21 protein-coding genes and 1 pseudogene are annotated in these 18,281 nt (G+C 70.2%); 13 read left to right on the top strand and 9 right to left on the bottom strand.

Annotated elements, in window-relative coordinates; genetic code table 11:
• Nucleotides 1-11 precede the first annotated feature (11 nt).
• The 4 genes from ATM97_RS16380 to ATM97_RS16365 all read left to right on the top strand — a co-directional run bounded on the left by ATM97_RS16380 (nucleotide 12) and on the right by ATM97_RS16365 (nucleotide 4,204).
• Nucleotides 12-926 (top strand): ACP S-malonyltransferase, encoded by a 915-nt coding sequence (locus ATM97_RS16380; protein ID WP_218718889.1) that lies wholly within the window; start codon nucleotides 12-14, stop codon nucleotides 924-926.
• Nucleotides 927-1,007: 81 nt separating this feature from the next.
• Nucleotides 1,008-1,307: a meromycolate extension acyl carrier protein AcpM gene (acpM, locus tag ATM97_RS16375; protein WP_019046010.1), complete on the top strand. Its 300-nt coding sequence runs from the start codon at nucleotides 1,008-1,010 to the stop codon at nucleotides 1,305-1,307.
• A 10-nt stretch (nucleotides 1,308-1,317) separates the two neighbouring features.
• Nucleotides 1,318-2,568, top strand: a complete 1,251-nt coding sequence (locus tag ATM97_RS16370) for a KasA/KasB family beta-ketoacyl-ACP synthase (protein WP_218718888.1) — start codon at nucleotides 1,318-1,320, stop codon at nucleotides 2,566-2,568.
• Between the two features lie 205 nt (nucleotides 2,569-2,773).
• A complete protein-coding gene (locus ATM97_RS16365) occupies nucleotides 2,774-4,204 on the top strand; it encodes an acyl-CoA carboxylase subunit beta (RefSeq protein WP_218718887.1) in 1,431 nt (476 codons plus the stop codon).
• 75 nt (nucleotides 4,205-4,279) lie between these two features.
• Here ATM97_RS16365 and ATM97_RS16360 read toward each other — a convergent pair whose 3' ends face one another.
• Nucleotides 4,280-4,678, bottom strand: a complete 399-nt coding sequence (locus ATM97_RS16360; protein ID WP_218718886.1) for a DUF4279 domain-containing protein — start codon at nucleotides 4,676-4,678, stop codon at nucleotides 4,280-4,282.
• A gap of 456 nt (nucleotides 4,679-5,134) precedes the next feature.
• Between ATM97_RS16360 and ATM97_RS16355 the strand changes: the two genes are divergently transcribed.
• Entirely contained in the window at nucleotides 5,135-5,599 is a 465-nt protein-coding gene (locus tag ATM97_RS16355; protein ID WP_218718885.1) for a helix-turn-helix domain-containing protein, read from the top strand.
• A gap of 88 nt (nucleotides 5,600-5,687) precedes the next feature.
• Here ATM97_RS16355 and ATM97_RS16350 read toward each other — a convergent pair whose 3' ends face one another.
• Entirely contained in the window at nucleotides 5,688-6,383 is a 696-nt protein-coding gene (locus ATM97_RS16350; RefSeq protein ID WP_218718884.1) for a nitroreductase, read from the bottom strand.
• Nucleotides 6,384-6,649: 266 nt separating this feature from the next.
• Between ATM97_RS16350 and ATM97_RS16345 the strand changes: the two genes are divergently transcribed.
• Entirely contained in the window at nucleotides 6,650-6,811 is a 162-nt protein-coding gene (locus ATM97_RS16345; RefSeq protein ID WP_218718883.1) for a hypothetical protein, read from the top strand.
• Nucleotides 6,812-7,015: 204 nt separating this feature from the next.
• Nucleotides 7,016-8,869, top strand: a complete 1,854-nt coding sequence (locus ATM97_RS16340) for an Eco57I restriction-modification methylase domain-containing protein (protein ID WP_218718882.1) — start codon at nucleotides 7,016-7,018, stop codon at nucleotides 8,867-8,869.
• Here ATM97_RS16340 and ATM97_RS16335 read toward each other — a convergent pair.
• Nucleotides 8,863-9,486 carry a TetR/AcrR family transcriptional regulator gene (locus ATM97_RS16335; protein ID WP_218718881.1) on the bottom strand — a complete coding sequence of 208 codons (624 nt, stop codon included), beginning with the start codon at nucleotides 9,484-9,486 and terminating at the stop codon, nucleotides 8,863-8,865. The two genes, ATM97_RS16340 and ATM97_RS16335, sit on opposite strands and share 7 nt — an antisense overlap.
• On the opposite strand from ATM97_RS16335, the gene ATM97_RS16330 reads away from it, so the two are divergent.
• Nucleotides 9,467-9,793 carry a hypothetical protein gene (locus ATM97_RS16330; protein WP_218718880.1) on the top strand — a complete coding sequence of 109 codons (327 nt, stop codon included), beginning with the start codon at nucleotides 9,467-9,469 and terminating at the stop codon, nucleotides 9,791-9,793. The two genes, ATM97_RS16335 and ATM97_RS16330, sit on opposite strands and share 20 nt — an antisense overlap.
• Before the next feature lie 4 nt (nucleotides 9,794-9,797).
• On the opposite strand, the gene ATM97_RS16325 is transcribed toward ATM97_RS16330, so the two are convergent.
• Entirely contained in the window at nucleotides 9,798-10,313 is a 516-nt protein-coding gene (locus ATM97_RS16325; RefSeq protein ID WP_218718879.1) for a gamma carbonic anhydrase family protein, read from the bottom strand.
• Nucleotides 10,314-10,320: 7 nt separating this feature from the next.
• Complete coding sequence (locus ATM97_RS16320; protein ID WP_218718878.1) at nucleotides 10,321-11,277, bottom strand: GlxA family transcriptional regulator; 957 nt, start codon at nucleotides 11,275-11,277, stop codon at nucleotides 10,321-10,323.
• Nucleotides 11,278-11,348: 71 nt separating this feature from the next.
• Between ATM97_RS16320 and ATM97_RS16315 the strand changes: the two genes are divergently transcribed.
• Complete coding sequence (locus ATM97_RS16315; RefSeq protein ID WP_218718877.1) at nucleotides 11,349-12,119, top strand: MBL fold metallo-hydrolase; 771 nt, start codon at nucleotides 11,349-11,351, stop codon at nucleotides 12,117-12,119.
• Nucleotides 12,120-12,160: 41 nt separating this feature from the next.
• Here the strand turns inward: ATM97_RS16315 and ATM97_RS16310 are convergent, their stop codons facing one another.
• Nucleotides 12,161-12,781 (bottom strand): hypothetical protein, encoded by a 621-nt coding sequence (locus tag ATM97_RS16310; protein WP_218718876.1) that lies wholly within the window; start codon nucleotides 12,779-12,781, stop codon nucleotides 12,161-12,163.
• An 81-nt stretch (nucleotides 12,782-12,862) separates the two neighbouring features.
• On the opposite strand from ATM97_RS16310, the gene ald reads away from it, so the two are divergent.
• The gene (ald, locus tag ATM97_RS16305; RefSeq protein WP_218718875.1) at nucleotides 12,863-13,975 is read left to right on the top strand and encodes an alanine dehydrogenase; all 1,113 of its coding nucleotides are present in this window, start codon (nucleotides 12,863-12,865) and stop codon (nucleotides 13,973-13,975) included.
• Between the two features lie 14 nt (nucleotides 13,976-13,989).
• Here ald and sigJ read toward each other — a convergent pair whose 3' ends face one another.
• Nucleotides 13,990-14,928: an RNA polymerase sigma factor SigJ gene (sigJ, locus tag ATM97_RS16300; protein ID WP_218718874.1), complete on the bottom strand. Its 939-nt coding sequence runs from the start codon at nucleotides 14,926-14,928 to the stop codon at nucleotides 13,990-13,992.
• Between the two features lie 150 nt (nucleotides 14,929-15,078).
• Between sigJ and ATM97_RS16295 the strand changes: the two genes are divergently transcribed.
• On the top strand, nucleotides 15,079-15,978 hold the full coding sequence (locus ATM97_RS16295) for a cobalamin biosynthesis protein (protein ID WP_374104869.1): 900 nt from the start codon (nucleotides 15,079-15,081) through the stop codon (nucleotides 15,976-15,978).
• Between the two features lie 55 nt (nucleotides 15,979-16,033).
• Nucleotides 16,034-16,585, top strand: coding sequence for a dihydrofolate reductase family protein (locus ATM97_RS16290; RefSeq protein WP_218718872.1), 552 nt, complete (start codon nucleotides 16,034-16,036; stop codon nucleotides 16,583-16,585).
• A gap of 10 nt (nucleotides 16,586-16,595) precedes the next feature.
• On the opposite strand, the gene ATM97_RS16285 is transcribed toward ATM97_RS16290, so the two are convergent.
• Both ATM97_RS16285 and ATM97_RS16280 read right to left on the bottom strand, forming a co-directional pair.
• Nucleotides 16,596-17,465, bottom strand: coding sequence for an SURF1 family protein (locus tag ATM97_RS16285; RefSeq protein ID WP_218718871.1), 870 nt, complete (start codon nucleotides 17,463-17,465; stop codon nucleotides 16,596-16,598).
• A complete protein-coding gene (locus ATM97_RS16280) occupies nucleotides 17,465-17,968 on the bottom strand; it encodes a low molecular weight protein-tyrosine-phosphatase (RefSeq protein WP_218718870.1) in 504 nt (167 codons plus the stop codon). The genes ATM97_RS16285 and ATM97_RS16280 overlap by 1 nt, the downstream gene beginning before the upstream one ends.
• A 71-nt stretch (nucleotides 17,969-18,039) precedes the next feature.
• Between ATM97_RS16280 and ATM97_RS16275 the strand changes: the two are divergent.
• A pseudogene (locus ATM97_RS16275) lies at nucleotides 18,040-18,281 on the top strand (hypothetical protein); the annotation flags it as partial.

The following is an 18,281-nucleotide window of genomic DNA, read 5'->3' as shown; positions in this document are numbered from 1 at the left end:
TTTCTTAGGGAGTGATCGCGTTGTTCACCCCTGGACAGGGGTCCCAGACACCCGGCATGCTCGCGCCCTGGCTCGCCCTCCCCGGTGCGACCGACCGCCTCGAGCTGTGGTCGAAGGCCGCCGGCCTCGACCTGGTCCGTCTCGGTACCACCGCGACGGCCGAGGAGATCGTCGACACGGCGGTGACCCAGCCGCTCGTCGTCGCGGCCGCACTGCTCGCGTTCGCCGAAATCGCCCCCGAGGCGATTCCGGCGGATACCATCGTCGCCGGACACTCGGTCGGCGAATTCGCCGCGGCCGCTGTCGCCGGCGTCATCACTGCCGACGAAGCGGTCACCCTGGCCGCCATCCGCGGCCGGGAGATGGCCAAGGCGTGCGCGCAGGAGCCGACCGGTATGTCCGCTGTGCTCGGTGGTGACGAAGCCACCGTGCTCGCACGGCTCGCCGAGCTCGATCTCGTCCCGGCCAACCGCAACGCGGTCGGCCAGATCGTGGCGGCGGGTCGCTTGGAAGCTCTGGCGGAGCTCGCCGCGAACCCGCCGGAGAAGGCACGGGTCCGCGCATTGCCCGTCGCCGGTGCGTTCCACACCGTTTTCATGGCCCCGGCCCAGGCTGCTGTCGCCGATGCCATCGCTCAGATCTCGCCGAGCGACCCGATCCGGACGCTGCTGTCGAACTTCGACGGCAAGCCGGTCACCTCGGGCGCCGACGCGATCGACAAGCTCGCCGCCCAGGTCACTCGCCCCGTGCGCTGGGACCTGTGCACCGAGACCGTTCGCGAGGCGGGCGTCTCGGCGGTGGCCGAACTGCCGCCGGCGGGCACCCTCGTCGGTATCGCCAAGCGGGAGCTGAAGGGCACGCCCAACCTGGCCCTGAAGACTCCGGAAGACCTCCCCGCGTTGGTCGAACTGACCATCTCCGGCTAGCTTTCCCCCCGGCGGTCGCGCACGACGAAGTGCCGGCCGTACAAGACCCCTACAAATGAGAACAAGAAGGGAGCCACCAAAGTGGCCGCTCTGACCCAGGAACAGATCGTCGAAGAACTCGGCAAGATCATCGAAGAGGTTACGGGTATCGAACCCTCCGAGGTGACCATCGAGAAGTCCTTCGTCGACGACCTGGACATCGACTCGCTGTCCATGGTCGAGATCGCTGTGCAGACCGAGGACAAGTACGGCGTCAAGATCCCCGACGAGGACCTTGCCAGCCTGAAGACCGTGGGTGACGCTGTCTCCTACATCCAGAAGCTCGAGGCGGAGAACTCCGACGCCGCCGCGGAGCTCAAGGCCAAGTTCGACGCCGAGTAGGGCTGAACCAGTGACCACTCCTTCCACCTTGAACGGGAATTTCCCCAACGTCGTCGTCACCAGCATGGCGGCGACCACGTCGATCGCGGGTGATGTCGATGCGACGTGGAAGGGACTCCTCAACGGTGAGAGCGGAATCGACGTTCTCGAGGATTCCTTCATCGAGGAATACGACCTGCCGGTGCGTATCGGCGGTCACCTGAAAGTCAGCCCCGACACCCTGCTGAGCCGGGTCGAGATCCGCCGGATGGCGTATGTCGAGCGCCTGGCGACCGTCCTCGGTCGCGAGGTGTGGAAGAACGCGGGCAGCCCGGAGGTCGACCCCGACCGCCTGGGCGTCGCGATCGGCACCGGTCTCGGTGGTGGCGACGCGCTGATCGACTCGGTCGACAAGCTGAAGAACGGCGGCTATCGCAAGATCTCGCCGCTGGCTGTTCAGATGGTCATGCCGAACGGTCCGTCGGCCGTCGTCGGTCTCGAGCTGAAGGCCAGGGCGGGAGTGGTCACTCCGGTCTCGGCGTGCTCGTCGGGTTCGGAGGCCATCGCCAACGCGTGGCGGATGATCGTGATGGGTGACGCCGACATCGTCGTCACCGGTGGCGTCGAGGGCTTCATCGACTCGGTGCCGATCGCCGCGTTCTCCATGATGCGCGCGATGAGTACTCGCAACGACGATCCGAAGGGCGCCTCGCGTCCGTTCGACAAGGATCGTGACGGCTTCGTCTTCGGCGAAGCGGGCGCGCTGATGGTCATCGAGACCGAGGAGCACGCCAAGGCTCGCGGTGCCACCATCCACGCTCGACTGCTGGGTGCGGGCATCACGTCCGACGGCTTCCACCTGGTCGCCCCCGATCCCGCGGGCACCGGTGCGGCCAGGGCGATGACCCGCGCGATCCAGACCGCCGGTCTGACCAAGCAGGACATCACCCACATCAACGCCCACGCGACCGCGACCCCCATCGGCGACACCGCCGAGGCCAACGCGATCAACCTGGCCGTGGGCAACCACGCTTCGGTCTACGCGCCGAAGTCGGCACTGGGCCACTCGATCGGCGCCGTCGGTGCCCTCGAGTCCGTGCTCACCGTGCTCGCCATCAGGGACGGCGTCGTTCCGCCGACGCTGAACCTGGACAACCAGGATCCGGAGATCGATCTCGACGTGGTGCACGGGCAGGCCCGTCACCAGGAAATCGAGTACGCGATCAACAACTCCTTCGGATTCGGTGGGCACAACGTCGCGCTCGCCTTCGGTCGGGCATAGCTCGACCTGGTCAAGGGCCGAAGGAGGCAGCTTGCGTCACCACGTAGGCCCTCCAGGTCGGGCTGGTTGATACAGCCGCACCGATCGACTGCATTCACGATCCCCGGTGGGGTTCGCGCCAACTAAATGGTTCGACCCCACCGGCGGTTCGCCATACGCAGCCGCCGCAGCGGCAACTCTTCTTCGAAGGCAGGAGACGAACGCGATGACCATCATTGCTCCCGCGTTTCACGACACGACGACCGATCCGCGCGACCCGCTCGGCCGCCTGCAGCGGTTCTTCGATCCCGGCACGGTGCTTCCGCTGCACCCGCGGGACAAGTCCGGTGTGCTGGCCGCGATCGGCGAGGTCGACGGTGTCCGCACCGTGGCCTACTGCTCGGATGCCACCGTCATGGGCGGCGCGATGGGCGTCGAGGGCTGCAAGCACATCGTCGACGCGATCGACACCGCCATCGATTCCGGCCTCCCGGTCGTCGGCCTGTGGCACTCCGGTGGCGCACGCCTGGCCGAGGGCGTCGAGGCCCTGCACGCGGTAGGCCTGGTCTTCGAGGCCATGGTCCGCGCGTCCGGCCTGGTTCCCCAGATTTCCGTGGTGCTCGGCTTCGCCGCCGGTGGCGCCGCGTACGGCCCCGCGCTCACCGACATCGTCATCATGGCGCCCGAGGGCCGTGTCTTCGTCACCGGTCCGGACGTGGTGCGTTCGGTGACCGGCGAGAACGTCGACATGGAGACCCTCGGTGGTCCCACCACACACTTCAAGAAGTCGGGCGTGTGCCACATCGCCGCCGACGACGAGGCCGATGCCATGCATCGCGCTCGCCGGCTGGTCTCGATGTTCGCCGAGCAGGGCGAATTCGATCAGGCCGTCGCCGAGCACGGTGACGTCGACCTGAAGGCGATGCTGCCCGCCTCGGCCAAGCGCGCCTACGACGTGAAGCCGATCATCCACGAGCTGCTCGACAACGTCGACGGCGAATCCTCCTTCGAGGAACTGCAGGGTGGTTACGCCCGCAGCATGGTCGTCGGCCTCGGCCGTCTCGGCGGCCGCACCGTCGGCGTGCTCGCCAACAACCCGCTGCGCCTCGGCGGCTGCCTGAACTCCGAAAGCGCCGAGAAGGCTTCGCGTTTCGTGCGCCTGTGCGACGCGTTCGGCATCCCGCTGATCGTGGTCACCGACGTCCCCGGCTACCTGCCCGGCGTCGGCCAGGAACTCGAGGGCGTGGTCCGCCGCGGCGCGAAGCTGCTGCACGCCTTCGCCGAGGCCCGCGTCCCGCGCGTCACCCTGGTGACCCGCAAGATCTACGGCGGCGCCTACATCGCGATGAACGCCCGCTCCCTGGGCGCCACCGCCGTGTACGCCTGGCCCGGTTCCGAAGTCGCCGTCATGGGCGCCAAGGCCGCGGTCGGCATCCTGCACAAGAAGGCACTCGCGGCCGCCCCCGAGGACGAGCGCGAAGCCCTCCACGAGCGCCTGACCGCCGAGCACGAGCAGATCGCCGGCGGTGTCGAACGCGCCGTGGCCATCGGCGTCGTCGACGAGGTCATCGACCCCGCCAAGACCCGCAGCATCATCGCCGCGGCCCTGGCCTCGGCCCCGGCCCGCAAGAGCCACCACAAGAACATCCCGCTCTGACCCCAGCGCGGTAGTCCTACCCGCCCGTCGGCTCGTCCTGCATCAGGACGAGCCGACGGCCGTTTCACGCCCACCTCAGTTGTATTCATCGATATCGAGCTCGGCTCCGGTCGCCACCAGGAATTCGAGCACGGCCGTCGTGAGGTGCCAACCCAGTGGACGCGGCCAGTTGTGGACATCGGCCAGACTTGTGCCGCCGGGTGCACCATGGACACCATCGGGATCGTCGTAATGGCGCACGACCTGCATACTCGCGCCGACATCCGGCCGGTCGATCAGGGAGAGCAGGCGGGGGAGTACCGGTGTCAGCCGGTCGATCAGGTACTCGATCTGTTCGTCGATGCTCTCGGGGCTGTGCCGGTGGATCTGCCAGCTGTGAGACCGGGGAAGGCGATGCTCCGCGGACCTGCTTCCCAGCACCCGGATCTCGTCCGGCTCCATGCTCAGGTGAACGGTCATATCGGCCGCGGTCATCGTCTCGCTGTACAGCGCGAAGTAGGAACACCGTCGGATCTTGATCACCGCGAGATCCCACCACGCGGCCGGCCGGTTGCCGAACGATTTTCGCGCGCACGAATTCGGGCGCCGGACCGCTGTCGACCAGGCGAAGTGGCGCAGGGAGTCGGTTACGGTGTGGCCGTGAAGGATTCTCGTGGAAAGGGCGCTGGGCGCCCCTGCCGGTGAACCCGGCGCGTGGCCGGTTCCCGATGCTGACCAGACCACGTATCTCGCTCATGCGCTCGCACTCGCCGCTGTGCACGGTCCGGGACCGTGGCCGCGGGAGGGGCATCCGTATCCGGACGAAGCGCCCGGTGCGCAGACCTTTCCGAGTTCGACTGTGCTGGACGGTGTCCAGACGCATCACTTCGCGAACGAGACCTCATCAATCCGCCGCCGCGCGTTCGGGGAACGGGCGCGCATAATGGCAGGGTGCGCTACGAAGAACTCGCCGAGGTCCCGTGCTCGATCACGCGGCCGTTGGTGATCTTCGGGGATCGCTGGACCTTGCTGATCCTCAAGTACTGCTTCACCGGGATCCGGCGCTTCAACGCCTTCCAGAGCGCGCTCGGGATTTCGCGCGGTCGGCTCCAGGACCGTCTCGACCGGCTGATCGAGCACGAGATCCTGGTGAAGCGGCCCGCCGAGGACGGCGCCTACGAGGAATACCGCCTGACCGAGAAGGGGCACGCCATCTATCCGATCCTGATGGCCATCCGCGACTGGGGCGACACCTACATGGCCCCCGACGGCCCCCCGGTCGAATACCGTCACCGTGGCTGCACCGGCGAGGCCCACGTCCACCTCAGCTGCGACGAGTGCGCCGCCGAGGTCACCGCCCGCGACATCGTCCCCGAACCGGGCCCCGGCATCACCTCCACCGCCCGGCCCGCCTGACGCCATCACCTGGACAAACGCGCACCATGCTCTGGGGTGCCATCGGCAGAGAACCGGTCGCCCCAGCGCGTGGTGATCTCGAGCGAGGTCAGCTGGTGTGCCAGGTGACCTGGTCGGGGAGGGCGGCGCGGGTGGTGCGGAAGGTGTTGATGGGGTGGGTGCGGTCGGGGTGACCGAAGGAGACGCCGAAGACGACCTTGCGGTGGTCCGGGAGGCCGAAGTACTCGCGGATGAAGGGGGAGTAGGAGGCCAGGGCGGCCTGGGGGGCGGCGCCGAGGCCGAGGGCCTGGGCGCCGAGGAGGAAGCTCTGGAGCCAGAGGCCGCAGTCGACGGCGCCGTAGGTGCCCAGGTCGGCTTCGGAGGTGACGACGGCGACGTGGGGTGCGTCGAAGAACTCGAAGTTGCGCACCATCTGGCGCATGGTGTTCTCGTGGTCGCCCTTGGCGATGCCGAGGCTGTCGTAGAGCTGGAAGCCGCACGCGCGCCTGCGCTCCCGATAGACACCGGCGTACTGCGCGGGAAATTCGAAATCCGGTGCGGCGCCGCTGGTCTGGATGTGGGTGAGCAACGCCTTGCGGAAGCTCTCGGTGCCCTCGCCCGCGGTGACGACGACTTGCCACGGCTGGGTGTTGCACCACGACGGGGTGCGCGCGCCCAGGCTCAGCAACTGGTCGATGGTCGCGCGGTCGACCTCGTCGGGCAGGAACTGCCTGCAGGTCCAGCGCTCGTCGGCGAGGCGCTGCAGGGCGGCGAAGTCGCCGTTGTCGTGGTCGGTCGGCGCCATGGCGCGGCTCCTCGGTCGATCCGGAGAACTAGTCTCATTTTGAGACCACGTTAGCAGCCGGGCGTGCGACGCGGAACCCGCCGGCACCTACGAAGACAGGTACGAGCGGGTTCGGCGGTGCGCTCAGGCGCGAGGTCGGGAGAGCACCCGGAAAGCGACGCCGATGCCGATCCCGCGCCGCCGATCTCGGCGAACCGCACGTGATTGGCCAGCCCCTGGTCCCAATTCAGGCGCACTTGTAGAAGACGTACCAGCCGGACCGGATCGTGTCGGTGTACGCGCCGTTGGCGTCGAGCGCGCTGGCGACGGTGAACGATCCGCCGCCGCTGGCCGGCGTCGCAGGGTCCGCCGGTTCGGCGAACCAGGTCTCCGCGGTGACCGAGCTCGGGCCGGAATCGGTGCCCCCCGGGCTCCATGCCGACCACTAGCCGCGTGGCCTGCCAGCCGGGCCTCGTCCCAGGTGAGCTCGGAGTGGGTCATGGCCGGGCGTAACCCCAAAATCGGTGGCACGAGCCACTGTTTGCCGGACGAAATGATGTTTCGTCAGGTAACGATCGGTTTTTCGCTCGGATACCGGTCCGCGGCCTCGCGCCTACGGCACGACACCGGCCTCCCGGGGCAGAATCGAGCGCATGGCTTCGCAGGCCCGGGACGCCCAGGAGCGCAAACGGCACGGCAGGCACTACACCCCGCCCGCGCTCGCGCGGTTCCTGGCGCGACGGGCGCTGCTGCACGCACCGCGCACCGGCGAGCTCCGGGTGCTCGATCCGGCCTGCGGTGACGGCGAGCTGCTGCTGGCGGTACATCGCGAGCTGGCGTCGTCCGGCGTCACGGCACGGCTGACCGGCTATGACCTGGACCGGCGTGCGGTCGGCGACACCGCAGCGCGCGCCGCCGCCGAGGGGGTCGAGATCGATTGCCGAGCCGGGGATTTCCTCGCCGCGTCGACCCGGATCGCGGACGGTTCCTTCGATCTCGTCATCAGCAATCCGCCGTACGTGCGGACCCAGCAGCTCGGCGGGTCGACCGCACAGCTGCTGAGCAAGCGGTTCGGGCTGCGCGGGCGCATCGACCTCACCCATCCGTTCGTGGCGATCACACCCCGGCTGCTCGCCGCCGACGGCGTGCTCGGATTGCTGTGCGCCAACCGATTTCTCACCACCAGGGCCGGGGCGAATCTGCGCCGGATCCTCACCAGCGAACTGCATCCCGCCGAGCTCTACGACCTCGGTGACACCAAGCTCTTCGCGGCCGCGGTGCTGCCCGCCGTCACCGTCGCCACGCGCGCGCCCCAGGAGTGCGACTGCCGGTACGTCTCGGTCTACGAGGAGCTCGGGGCCGAACCCGATTGCGCGACCGACCTGTTCGACGCGCTGGCCGGGGACGCGGCCTGCGTGGTCGGCGCGGGCGGGCGGGTGTTCGCGGTCGAGGTGGGTGTGCTGTCCACCGGCCCGGTCGGTGCTCGGATGTCGGCGCCGTCCGCGGACAACACATCGATCGGGCGCGGCGGACCGAGCGTTCGACCCGGCGTGGGCTCCATGGAGGTGGGGGCGCCCTCGGCACTCCGGAGCGGTCGTCGGGGACCGGCGCCACCGGACCCCGACCGGCGCGCCGGAGCGCGGAGTCGATCCGGCGAGCTCGACCGGTCGAGTGTCGTGGCCCCGGGCGATACCGCCTGGCGCATGTCGCGCCCCGTTGTCGACCGCTGGCTCGGCCGCATCGCCGAGCGCACGTGGCGCACCTTCGGCGACACCGCCCGCATCCGCGTCGGCATCAAGACCACCGCGGACCGGGTGTTCATCTCCGACCACTGGGATCAGATGGATCCGAGGCCGGAGCCGGAACTGTTGCGGCAGTTGATCACTCACCACGATCTGCAACCGTGGCGGATCGGGCGGGATCGCGGCACCAGGGTGCTCTATCCCTACGATCTCGGGCAGCCGCGCCGCACGCCCATCGATCTCGCCGAATTCCCCGGTGCCGCCGAGTATCTGCGGTCGCACGAGGAGGTGCTCGCCGGTCGCCGGTATGTGCTCGACGGCGGGCGGAAGTGGTTCGAGATCTGGGTGCCGCAGCGACCGCACCTGTGGGGTGCGCCGAAACTGGTGTTCCCGGATATCAGTGAGCGGCCGCGGTTCGCGCTGGACCGTTCCGGCGCGGTGGTCAACGGGGACTGCTACTGGATCTCGCTCACCGATCTCGGCATCGGCGAGCAGGCGACCGAACTCGCGTATCTGCTGATGGGCGTGGCGAATTCGGCGTTGGGACTGCGGTTCTACGACGCGGTGTGCGGCAACCGGCTGTATTCGGGCCGACGGCGCTGGATCACCCAGTACGTGGCCCGGCTGCCGCTGCCCGATCCGGCGGACCCGGCCGCGGCAGCGATCGTCGGCCGGGTGCGTGGCGTGCTCGAGGACGGGGTCCCCGCGGCGGCGGCGGGCATCGACGAGGCGGTGGCCGCCGCGTTCGGCGTGCCCGCTCAGTGAGCGACGCGGATGCCGACCATCGGCAGCAGGGTGCGGCGGGCGAAGTCGCGGCCCGCGGCCGGGTCGTCGAGCGGGATGAGGCCGTCGGGGGTGAGCGCCAGCGACAGCGCGAGCCGGGCCATGATCTCGGCGACGAGATCGGGTTCGAAGTCGGGCACCGTCGCGCCTGCCTGGAGTTCGCGCAGTTTGTCGGCGAGATATCCGCGGCCGACCGCGAGGATCGGGCCTGCTTCGGTGGTGAGCTTGGGCAGGATGGCCTCCGGCTCGGTGCTGAGCAGCCTGCGTAGTAGTTCGTTGCCCGCCAGGGTCGTCACGAACGCGACGAAGATCTCCACGAGCTGTTCGCCCGGCTCGGTGACCGCCCGTACCCGCTCATCGATCTCGGCCACATAGCGTTGCGCCTCCCGCACCCCGACCGCTTCGACCAGGTCGTTCTTGGATTCGAAGCGCCGGTACAGGGTGGCCGGACTGATCCCCGCCCGCCGGGCGATCTCGCCCATGCTCGTGCGTTTGATCCCGAAATCGAGAAACGCCGACAGCGCGCTGTCGAGCAGCTTCTCCCCGTCGGTGACGGGCTTTTCCAGTATCCGCGCGAGGATGGACGAGACAGTGGGCATGGCCCCATTATCCCTGTGGGGACAGATCCAGTGCGGCCATCTCTTGTTCGATCGCGTTCGCCGCGAAATGGACGCCGCGGGAGCGGAGTTCGTGGACCCGGCACTGGAGTGCCTCGATTCCGCCCGGCTGGGCGGCAATATCGGCCACGCTGAGCCGTCCCCCCGCTCGGTGCACACCGGACTGCACGTATGCCACCGTGATACCTCCTACCTCGCGTACCCGGTGCCGGCCGCCACACTCATGGCCGGACGCAATACGCAGGGCAAATGTTATCAGGTATCCCTACTGGTCACTTGCTCAGTGTGACGTGTCACAACACCTCGGCGTCGCGATGAGTCGCCAGATTGTGGAGGTACACGGCGGCATTGAGCTTGATCCCGTCCAGCTGGGCCTCGGTGAGCTCGCGGCGCACCTTGCCGGGCACGCCGGCGACCAGCGAACCGGGTGGAATCTGGGCGCCCTCCGGGATCAGGGCATTGGCCGCGATCAGGCTGCCCGCGCCGATCACCGCGCCGTTGAGCACGGTGGCGCCCATGCCGACCAGGACGTCGTCGCCGACGGTGCAGCCGTGCAGGATCGCGTTGTGCCCCACCGAGACTCCGCTGCCGACGGTGAGCGGGAAACCGGGGTCGGCGTGCAGCACGCAGCCGTCCTGGATATTGGTGCGCGCGCCAACGGTGAGCTGTTCGAGGTCGCCGCGCAGTACCGCCGAATACCAGATGCCGACCTCGGCGGCCAGGCGCACCCGGCCGATGACGGTCGCGTTCGGCGCGATCCAGGCAGTGTCGTCGATTTCCGGCGCGAACCCGGACACCTTGATGATCATGCGGTGATTATTGCGCCGCGCCGCGGAACTGGGCGCGGTGGGCCGCCGGACTGGTGCCGAGCATGCGATGGAAATGGTGCCGCAGGCTCACGGCACTGCCGAAACCGGTGTCGCGCGCGATCCGGTCGACGGTCTCGTCGGTCGATTCCAGCAGCAGCCGGGCATGGTCGGTGCGCTGCTGCAACAGCCATTGCTGCGGGCTGGTGCCGGTGCGCTCGCGGAACCGGCGGGTGAAGGTGCGTCGCGACATGAGCGCCTCGCGCGACCAGAGATCGAGGTCGATGCCGGTCTCGAGGTGCGTGCGCGCCCACATCATGGCGTGCTCGATCGGGTCGTCGCTGTCCTCGGCGGGGACCGCGACCGGGATGAACTGCGCCTGCGAGCCGTTGCGGTGCGGCGCGGTGACCAGCGCGCGAGCCAGATCGGTGGCGGCGCGGGCGCCGAGATCGCCGCGCACGATGTGCAGGCAGCAGTCCAGCGCGGCGGCCACGCCCGCGGAGGTGATCACGTCGCCGAGATCGGTCCAGAGCGTGTCCGCGCGCACCCGTACCCGCGGATAGGCGCGGGCCATCGCCTCGGCGGCGGCCCAGTGCGTGGTGAGTTCGCGGCCGTCGGCCAGGCCGGTCGCCGCGATCGCCCACGAGCCCAGGCACAGACCGACCAGCCGGGCGCCGTTCGCGTGCGCGGTGTGCACGGCGTCGTTGAGCGCGGGGGAGACCTCCAGGTCGCGATGCCAGCCGGGGAAGACCACCATGTCGGCGCCGGCGACGGTGTCCAGGCCGTGGTGCACGGTGATGTCGAAACCGGCTGCGGTGGACAGGGTTCCGGGATGTTCGGTGCAGACCCGTACGTCGTAGGGCGACGCGTCGTCGACACCGGTGCCGGAGCGGCCGAGCACCAGGGTCGGCACCGACAGGTGGAAGGGACTGATCCCGTCGAACGCGACGACCGCCACCGAACGCATGGCCCGATCTTAGCGATGGTCGGCCTGGAGGCCACTGTCGTGGGGTGTCGCGGTCGGCGACAGTTGTCGACATGACCGAGACGATCACCCGCCCCACCCTGCTCGACGTCCTGCACATCGGTGGTCCGACCCTGCGCTTCCGGTACGGCGGCCTGACCTGGCTCACCGACCCGACCTTCGACGAGCCCGGCGACTACCCCGGCCCGATCACGCTGCACAAGCTCAGCGGCCCCGCGGTGCCGGTGGAGTCGATCGGCGCGATCGACGTCGTGCTGCTCTCGCACGATCAGCACGCCGACAACCTCGATACCGCGGGCCGCGCCCTGCTGGCCGACGTCGCGACCGTGCTCTCCACCCCGGACGCCGCCGGCCGGATCGCGGGCGTGCGCGGGCTGGTGCCGTGGGAGGTCGTGACGATCGGCGAGGTCGAGGTCACCGCGGTGCCCGCGCTGCACGGTCCCGAGGGCTGCGAGCCGCTCAGCGGTGTGGTGACCGGGTTCGTGCTGCGCGCGGCGGGCGAGCCGACGGTCTATGTCTCCGGTGACAACGCGTCGGTGGAGCTGGTCGGGCGGATCGTCGAGCGGATCGGGCGGATCGACGTCGCGGTGCTCAATATCGGCGCCGCCAATGTCGGCCGGTTCGGCGACAGCGACGTCACGCTCAACGCCAGGACCGCCGTCGAGGCCGCCGCCGTCCTCGGTGACGCCGTCGTGGTGGCGGTGCACGCGGAGGGCTGGGGTCACTTCAGCGAGTCGCTGGACTACCTTGAGCGCACCTTCGCCTACGCCGATCGCGCCGCGCAGCTCCGGATTCCGGTGCGGGGCGAGGTCTTCGCGGTCTGAGCGACCGTACCCGGCACCGATTTCCGTCACCCGCGCCCGAATCATCGGGCGCGGGTTTTTCCCACGATCGCAGGAGCAGACTTGCCGAACACACGGATGGGCAGCCGATCGCGCACGATGGTGCGGTTACTGCTGGCCCTGGTCGCGTTGGTGCTGGCGTTGTCGGCGTGTTCGTCGAACGGGTCCGGCTCGGACCGACCCGCCACGACCACCGCGTCGAAGACCTCGGTCACCGCGACCACTGCGGCGACGAGCTCGACCCCGCCCTCGGCGAACCCGGGTGACGGCGGCACCTCGGGACCGAGCCACGATTCCCCGCCGGGACCCGCGACGAACGCGCCGACAGCCGCGCCGGGCGGCACCGAGCCGACCATCCCGCCGGGCCACAACTGTGTGCCGGGACCGGACTGCGGGACCGACAGCTGCGGCCCCACCGAATGCGGCATGACGACGGAAGGATGCCCGCCGGGCGTTCCGATCTGCGGCATCGACAGCTGCGGCCCCCAGCACGACCAGTGCGGCACGACCGTGCCGCCCGTGACGACCACGGTCGCTCCCACCCCGACCACCACCTCGCCCCCGGCGACGACGCCGGAGGCGACCACCACGGCCCCGGCGACCACCTCGGCCACGGCCGCGCCCGACCCGGCGGTGACGACCACCGCGACGGCGCCGCCCGCCTAGCGACGACACACGACCGGTAACCCCCTGATTCCCGTCGGTGGGCGTCCTAAGCTGGCGCAATGACGGGAACAGGCGGAACGGTGGGTGTGCCGGCGGAGGTCAAACCGCAGGAGTTCCGGGTGGCGCTCACCCCGGCCGGTGCCACCGAACTGACCGCGCACGGGCACGAGGTGCTCGTGCAGGCCGGTGCCGGAACCGGATCGGGCTTCGGCGACGAGGACTATCTCGCCGCCGGCGCCCGGATCGTGCCCGACGCCGATACGCTCTGGGCCACGGCCGGGCTGATCCTCAAGGTGAAAGAGCCCATCGCGCAGGAGTATTTGCGGATGCGGCGCGACCAGGTGCTGTTCACCTATCTGCACCTGGCCGCGTCGAAGGAATGCACCGACGCGATCCTGGACTCCGGGATCACCGCCATCGCCTACGAAACCGTGCGGGCCGCCGACGGTTCGCTGCCGCTGCTCGCGCCGATGAGCGAGGTGGCGGGCAAGCTCGGCACCCAGGTCGGCGCGTATCACCTGATGGCGCCGATGGGTGGCGAGGGCGTGCTGCTCGGCGGCGTGCCCGGCGTCCGTCCCGCCGATGTGGTGGTGCTCGGTGGCGGGGTGGCCGGCACCAACGCGGCGAGCGTCGCGGTCGGGATGGGCGCGCGAGTGAGCGTGCTCGATACCAACCTGGCGCGCCTGCGCGAGCTCGACGCCCGCTTCGGCGGCCGGGTCGGCACCCTCGCCTCGCACGCGCTGGAGATCGAAAAGGCCGTGCTCGCCGCGGATCTGGTGATCGGCTCGGTGCTGGTGCCCGGCGCCAAGGCGCCGAAGCTGGTGTCCGACGAGCTCGTCGCCGGGATGCGGCCGGGTTCGGTGCTCGTCGACATCGCCGTCGACCAGGGTGGCTGCTTCGCCTCCACCCGGCCGACGACGCACGCCGATCCGACCTTCCCCGTGGCGGATTCGCTGTTCTACTGCGTCGCGAACATGCCCGGCGCCGTGCCGCACACCTCCACGGTCGCCCTCACCAACGCCACCCTGCCCTACGCGCTCGCGATCGCCGACAAGGGCTGGCGCGGCGCGTGCACCGCCGACCCCGGCCTGGCGGCCGGTCTCACTGCCGTCGACGGAAAACTGCTCTCCGCCGAAGTTGCCGCTGCGCACGGGTATTCGCTGAGTGCGTGAGGCCTGATCGCGTGCTAATCGCCCGCGCCCAGGTACCAGTCCGGCTCGCCATCGGTGGGCAGATCGTGGAGCTTGTCGGGGTTGCGGACGATATTGATCGCGACGATGCGGCCTGCGTCGACGACGAACGAGAACACGCCGGTGTTGGCGCCGTCGAAGACGACCAGGCCGGGCACCCCGTTGACCAGGACCGCGCGGCCCCAGGCGCCGGACGCCGACGGCGCGTGGTACCAGCCGAGCAGGGCCTTGGCGATGAGCTCGGCGCCGCGCAGCGGCTGGCGGACGGCGGGCACCTTGCCGCCCCCGTCGGCGGTGAGCACCACGTTCTCGTCGAGCACGCCGAGCAGCGAGCTCAGATCACCCGAACGCCAGGCCAGCGCGAACGCCGAGACGACCTTCTCCTGTTCGGCCGGTGACGCCGGGAACCGCGGGGTCCCGGATTCGACGTGCTTGCGGGCGCGCGAGGCGAGCTGGCGGACCGCGGCCGGGGTGCGCCCGACGACCTCGGCGACCTCGGGACCGGTCATGCCGAAGACGTCCTGCAGGACGAACGCGGTGCGCTCGGCGGGCGACAGCGATTCCAGCACCACCAGCAGCGCGGTGGTGACCCGCTCGTCCTGGGAGATGCGGTCGGCGGGGTCGTCCCAGGTGGTGACCTCCGGCTCGGGCAGCCATTCGCCGACGTACTGCTCGCGACGGGCGCGCGCCGAGCCGAGCTGATCCAGCGCCAGCCGACCGGTGACCGTGGTGAGCCAGGCGCGCAGGTTGTCGATCTCGCCCGCCCTGCCCGCCTCGTGGTGGCGCTGCAGGCGCAGCCACGCGTCCTGCACGACGTCCTCGGCGTCGGTGAGGCTGCCGAGCGTGCTGTAGGCGAGTCGGCGCAGGTAGGGGCGGTGTTCTTCGAAACGGCGGGCCAGCTGTGCCTGGTCGATCTGCGAGGGTACGTCGGTCATCGTGGTTCGCCGTTCGGTCGTCTGGCCCGGGTCCGGGCGAGTGTATGAGGGTGTCGCAGAGAGGACGAACCAGCGGGCACGGGTGTGACATTCCCGCGGTCGACTACCCTCGGCCGGGTGCAGAAGGGGACATCGACCGCGGTCGGGCTGATGCTGGGGTTCGCGCTCGATCGGGTGTTCGCCGATCCGCGCCGGTGGCATCCGGTAGCCGGATTCGGCTCCGCGGCAGCGGCGTTGGAACAGGTGACCTACGCCGACGAGCGGCGGGCCGGGGTGGTCCACGAGGTGGTCGCGGTGGGTTCGGTGCTGGGTTTCGGGGTGCTCGCGGCACGGGGCGGCGTGGTCGCCACCGCGCTGGCGACCTGGACCGCGCTGGGCGGGCGCAGTCTGGCGCGTGCCGGGCACGCGATGGCCGAGCGGCTCGACGCCGGCGACATCGACGGGGCCAGGCAACTGCTGCCGTCGCTGTGCGGACGCGACCCGTCGGTCCTGGACGCGGACGGGCTGGCCAGGGCCGCGCTGGAGTCGGTGGCCGAGAACACCTCCGACGCGACCGTCGCGCCACTGCTGTGGGGCGCTGTCGCCGGGGTGCCCGGACTGCTCGGGTACCGGGCGGTCAACACGCTCGACGCGATGATCGGCTACCGCAACGAGCGCTACCTGCGGTTCGGCTGGGCCGCCGCGCGAACCGACGACCTGGCGAACGTGGTGCCCGCCCGGGCGACCGGGTTGCTCACCGCCGCACTCGCCCCGCTGGTCGGGGGCACGCCCGCCGCCGCATGGCGGGCCTGGCGGCGCGACGCGAGCAAGCATCCGAGCCCGAACGCGGGCGTGGTGGAAGCGTCCATGGCCGGGGCCCTCGGCGTCCGGCTCGGCGGCCGCACCCAGTACCGGCATGGTGCCGAACTGCGGCCGACGCTCGGCGACGGGCCCGCGCCGAGCACCGCCGATCTGCGGCGCGCGGTGCGCATGTCCGAGGCGGTGCAGCTGGGGTCACTGGTGGTCGCGGTGGCGGTCGCCGGAGTGTTGCGGCGCGCGCGTCGCGGTTAGCCTGCTATCTCTCGCTGGACCGATGAGTTTCGAGCGTGGAGGAGGTCTACCCCGCATGAGGAAACTGATCTATGGATTCGGCGTGTCCCTGGACGGCTACGTCAACGACCGCGACGGCAACATCGATTGGACCGAACCCGACGACGAACTGCACCAGTTCCACAACGATCGGTTCCGCGATCTCGAGATCGTGCTGAACGGCCGTCGGCTGTACGAGCTGATGGCCGACTACTGGCCGCACGTCCCCGAGGACGCCCCGCCGATCCAACGGGACTTCGGCCGGCTCTGGACGGAGAAACCCAAGGTCGTGTTCTCCCGCACGCTCACCGAGGTCCGGTGGAACAGCAGGCTGGTCGCGGCGAACGCGGTCGAGGAGGTCCGCAGGCTCAAGGCCGACGGTGACGGCGTGATGGAGGTCGGTGGCGCGAGCCTGGCGTCCTCGCTGATCCCGCACGGGCTCATCGACGAGTACCAGGTGTACATCTCGCCCGTGCTGCTGGGCGGCGGCACGCCGATGTTCCCCGCGCTGGATCAGCGCATCGGGCTCCGGCTGGTGGAGACGCGGCACTTCGCGACCGCGGTGCTGCTGCGCTACCTCGCCGAATGAGACGCGGAACTCAGCGGTTGCGGCCGTAGCGGTCGGCCAGACGGGCCTCGGTGGTGGGCGCGGCCTGCGTGCTCGGCTCGGTCGAGACGGTCGCGGACTCGGGTGCCGCGGGCGCTTGCGCGCGGTCGCGACGGCGCGCGCGCAGTTCGGCGACGACGAAATAGCCGAGGCCGAGCGGGGCCATGATGCCGAACGCCAGCCACTGCAGGCCGTAGGACAGGTACGGGCCCGCGTCGAGCTGGGGGAGCGGGCTGGGGGTGAAGGCGCCGGGCTGGCCCGCGGCGAGCTGGAGGTAGCCGCCCTTGTCCGTGCCGGTGGGGATGGGCGTCAGCGCGGTGCCGAGGACGGTGGATTCCTGCCCGGTGTCGACGGTGTAGACCTGGCGATAGCCGTCCTGGGTGCTCGGCGGCTTGTCCGCGACGACGCCTTCGGAGGCGCGCACCCGGGCCTCGAGCCGCTGCGGGCCGGTCGGCGGCGCGGCGATCGCCGGGGGACGGGTGCCGTCGACGGCGGCGACCAGGCCACGGTCGACCAGCAGGGTGCGGCCGTCGTCGAGGCGGAACGCGTTGAGCACGGCGTAGCCGGGGGCGCCGTCGAGATGACGCAACCGGACCAGGACGGTCGACTCCGGGACATACGTGCCGCTCGCGGTGACCTTGCGCCATTCGGTGTGCGCGCTCGGGTCGCCGTCGAGGACGCTGTCGACGGTCACCGGATCGGCCTGCACGGAGTCGGCGATCAGCTGGTTGCGGTGCTCGGTGCTGGTGTTCTTGCCCAGCTGCCACGGCGCGAGCACGGTGAAGCACAGATAGGCGAACGCCACGACGATCACCGCGAGGATGAGCCAGCTCGGGCGCAGCAGGAAGGTGAGTTTGCGCATCAGCGGTGCGCGTCGGCGGTGGCGCGGGCGTCGAGTTCGGCGTGCACCCAGTCGAGCAGGCCGGGGATGGCGGCTTCGATCTGGTCGCGGACCAGGTCGAAATCGGTCTGGTCGCCGTAGTACGGGTCGGGCACGTCACGGCCGTCGGCGGCCGGGTCGAAGCTGCGCAGCAGCCTGCGCTGGTCGGTGGCGACGCCGCGCTGGGCCAGCTCCCGGTCGTGCCCGGTGTCCAGGGCGACGATCAGGTCGGCGTCGCGATGCTCGGGACCGAAGGTGGCCGCGGTGTGCTCGGTGGGGTAGCCCGCCCGGCGCAGCGTCGTCTCGGTACGCGGATCGGCCGGATCGCCGACATGCCACGATCCGGTGCCCGCGCTGGTCACCCGTACCCGGTTCGCGAGACCGGCACGGTACAGGTGCGCTTCGAACATCTTCGCCGCCATCGGCGACCGGCAGATGTTTCCTGTGCAAATGAATGACACGTGCAGCTGACCCACGCCTGCCATTGTCGCCCGTGCCGCCGAATCGCCGCCACGTAGGGTGTTCAGTTGTGTTCCAGGACTCCGTCGACTCCGCGATGCTGCGCCACCACGGCGACGTGGACGCGCGCCCTGGCATGCTCGATTTCGCGGTGAACGTGCGCGGCACCGCCCCGCCCGCCTGGTTGCGCGACCGCCTCGCCGCCCGCCTGGACGACCTGGGCCGCTACCCGAGCGCCGAGGACGAGGCCGCCGCCCGCGCCGCCGTCGCCGCCCGCCACGGCCGCCGCCCCGACGAGGTCCTGCTGCTCGCCGGCGCCGCCGAGGGCTTCGCCCTGCT

Source organism: Nocardia sp. MH4 (assembly GCF_019266065.1).
Classification (GTDB): domain Bacteria; phylum Actinomycetota; class Actinomycetes; order Mycobacteriales; family Mycobacteriaceae; genus Nocardia; species Nocardia canadensis.
Note: the sequence above shows the minus strand (reverse complement) of the source record. Positions and strands in the feature narration are given on the sequence as shown.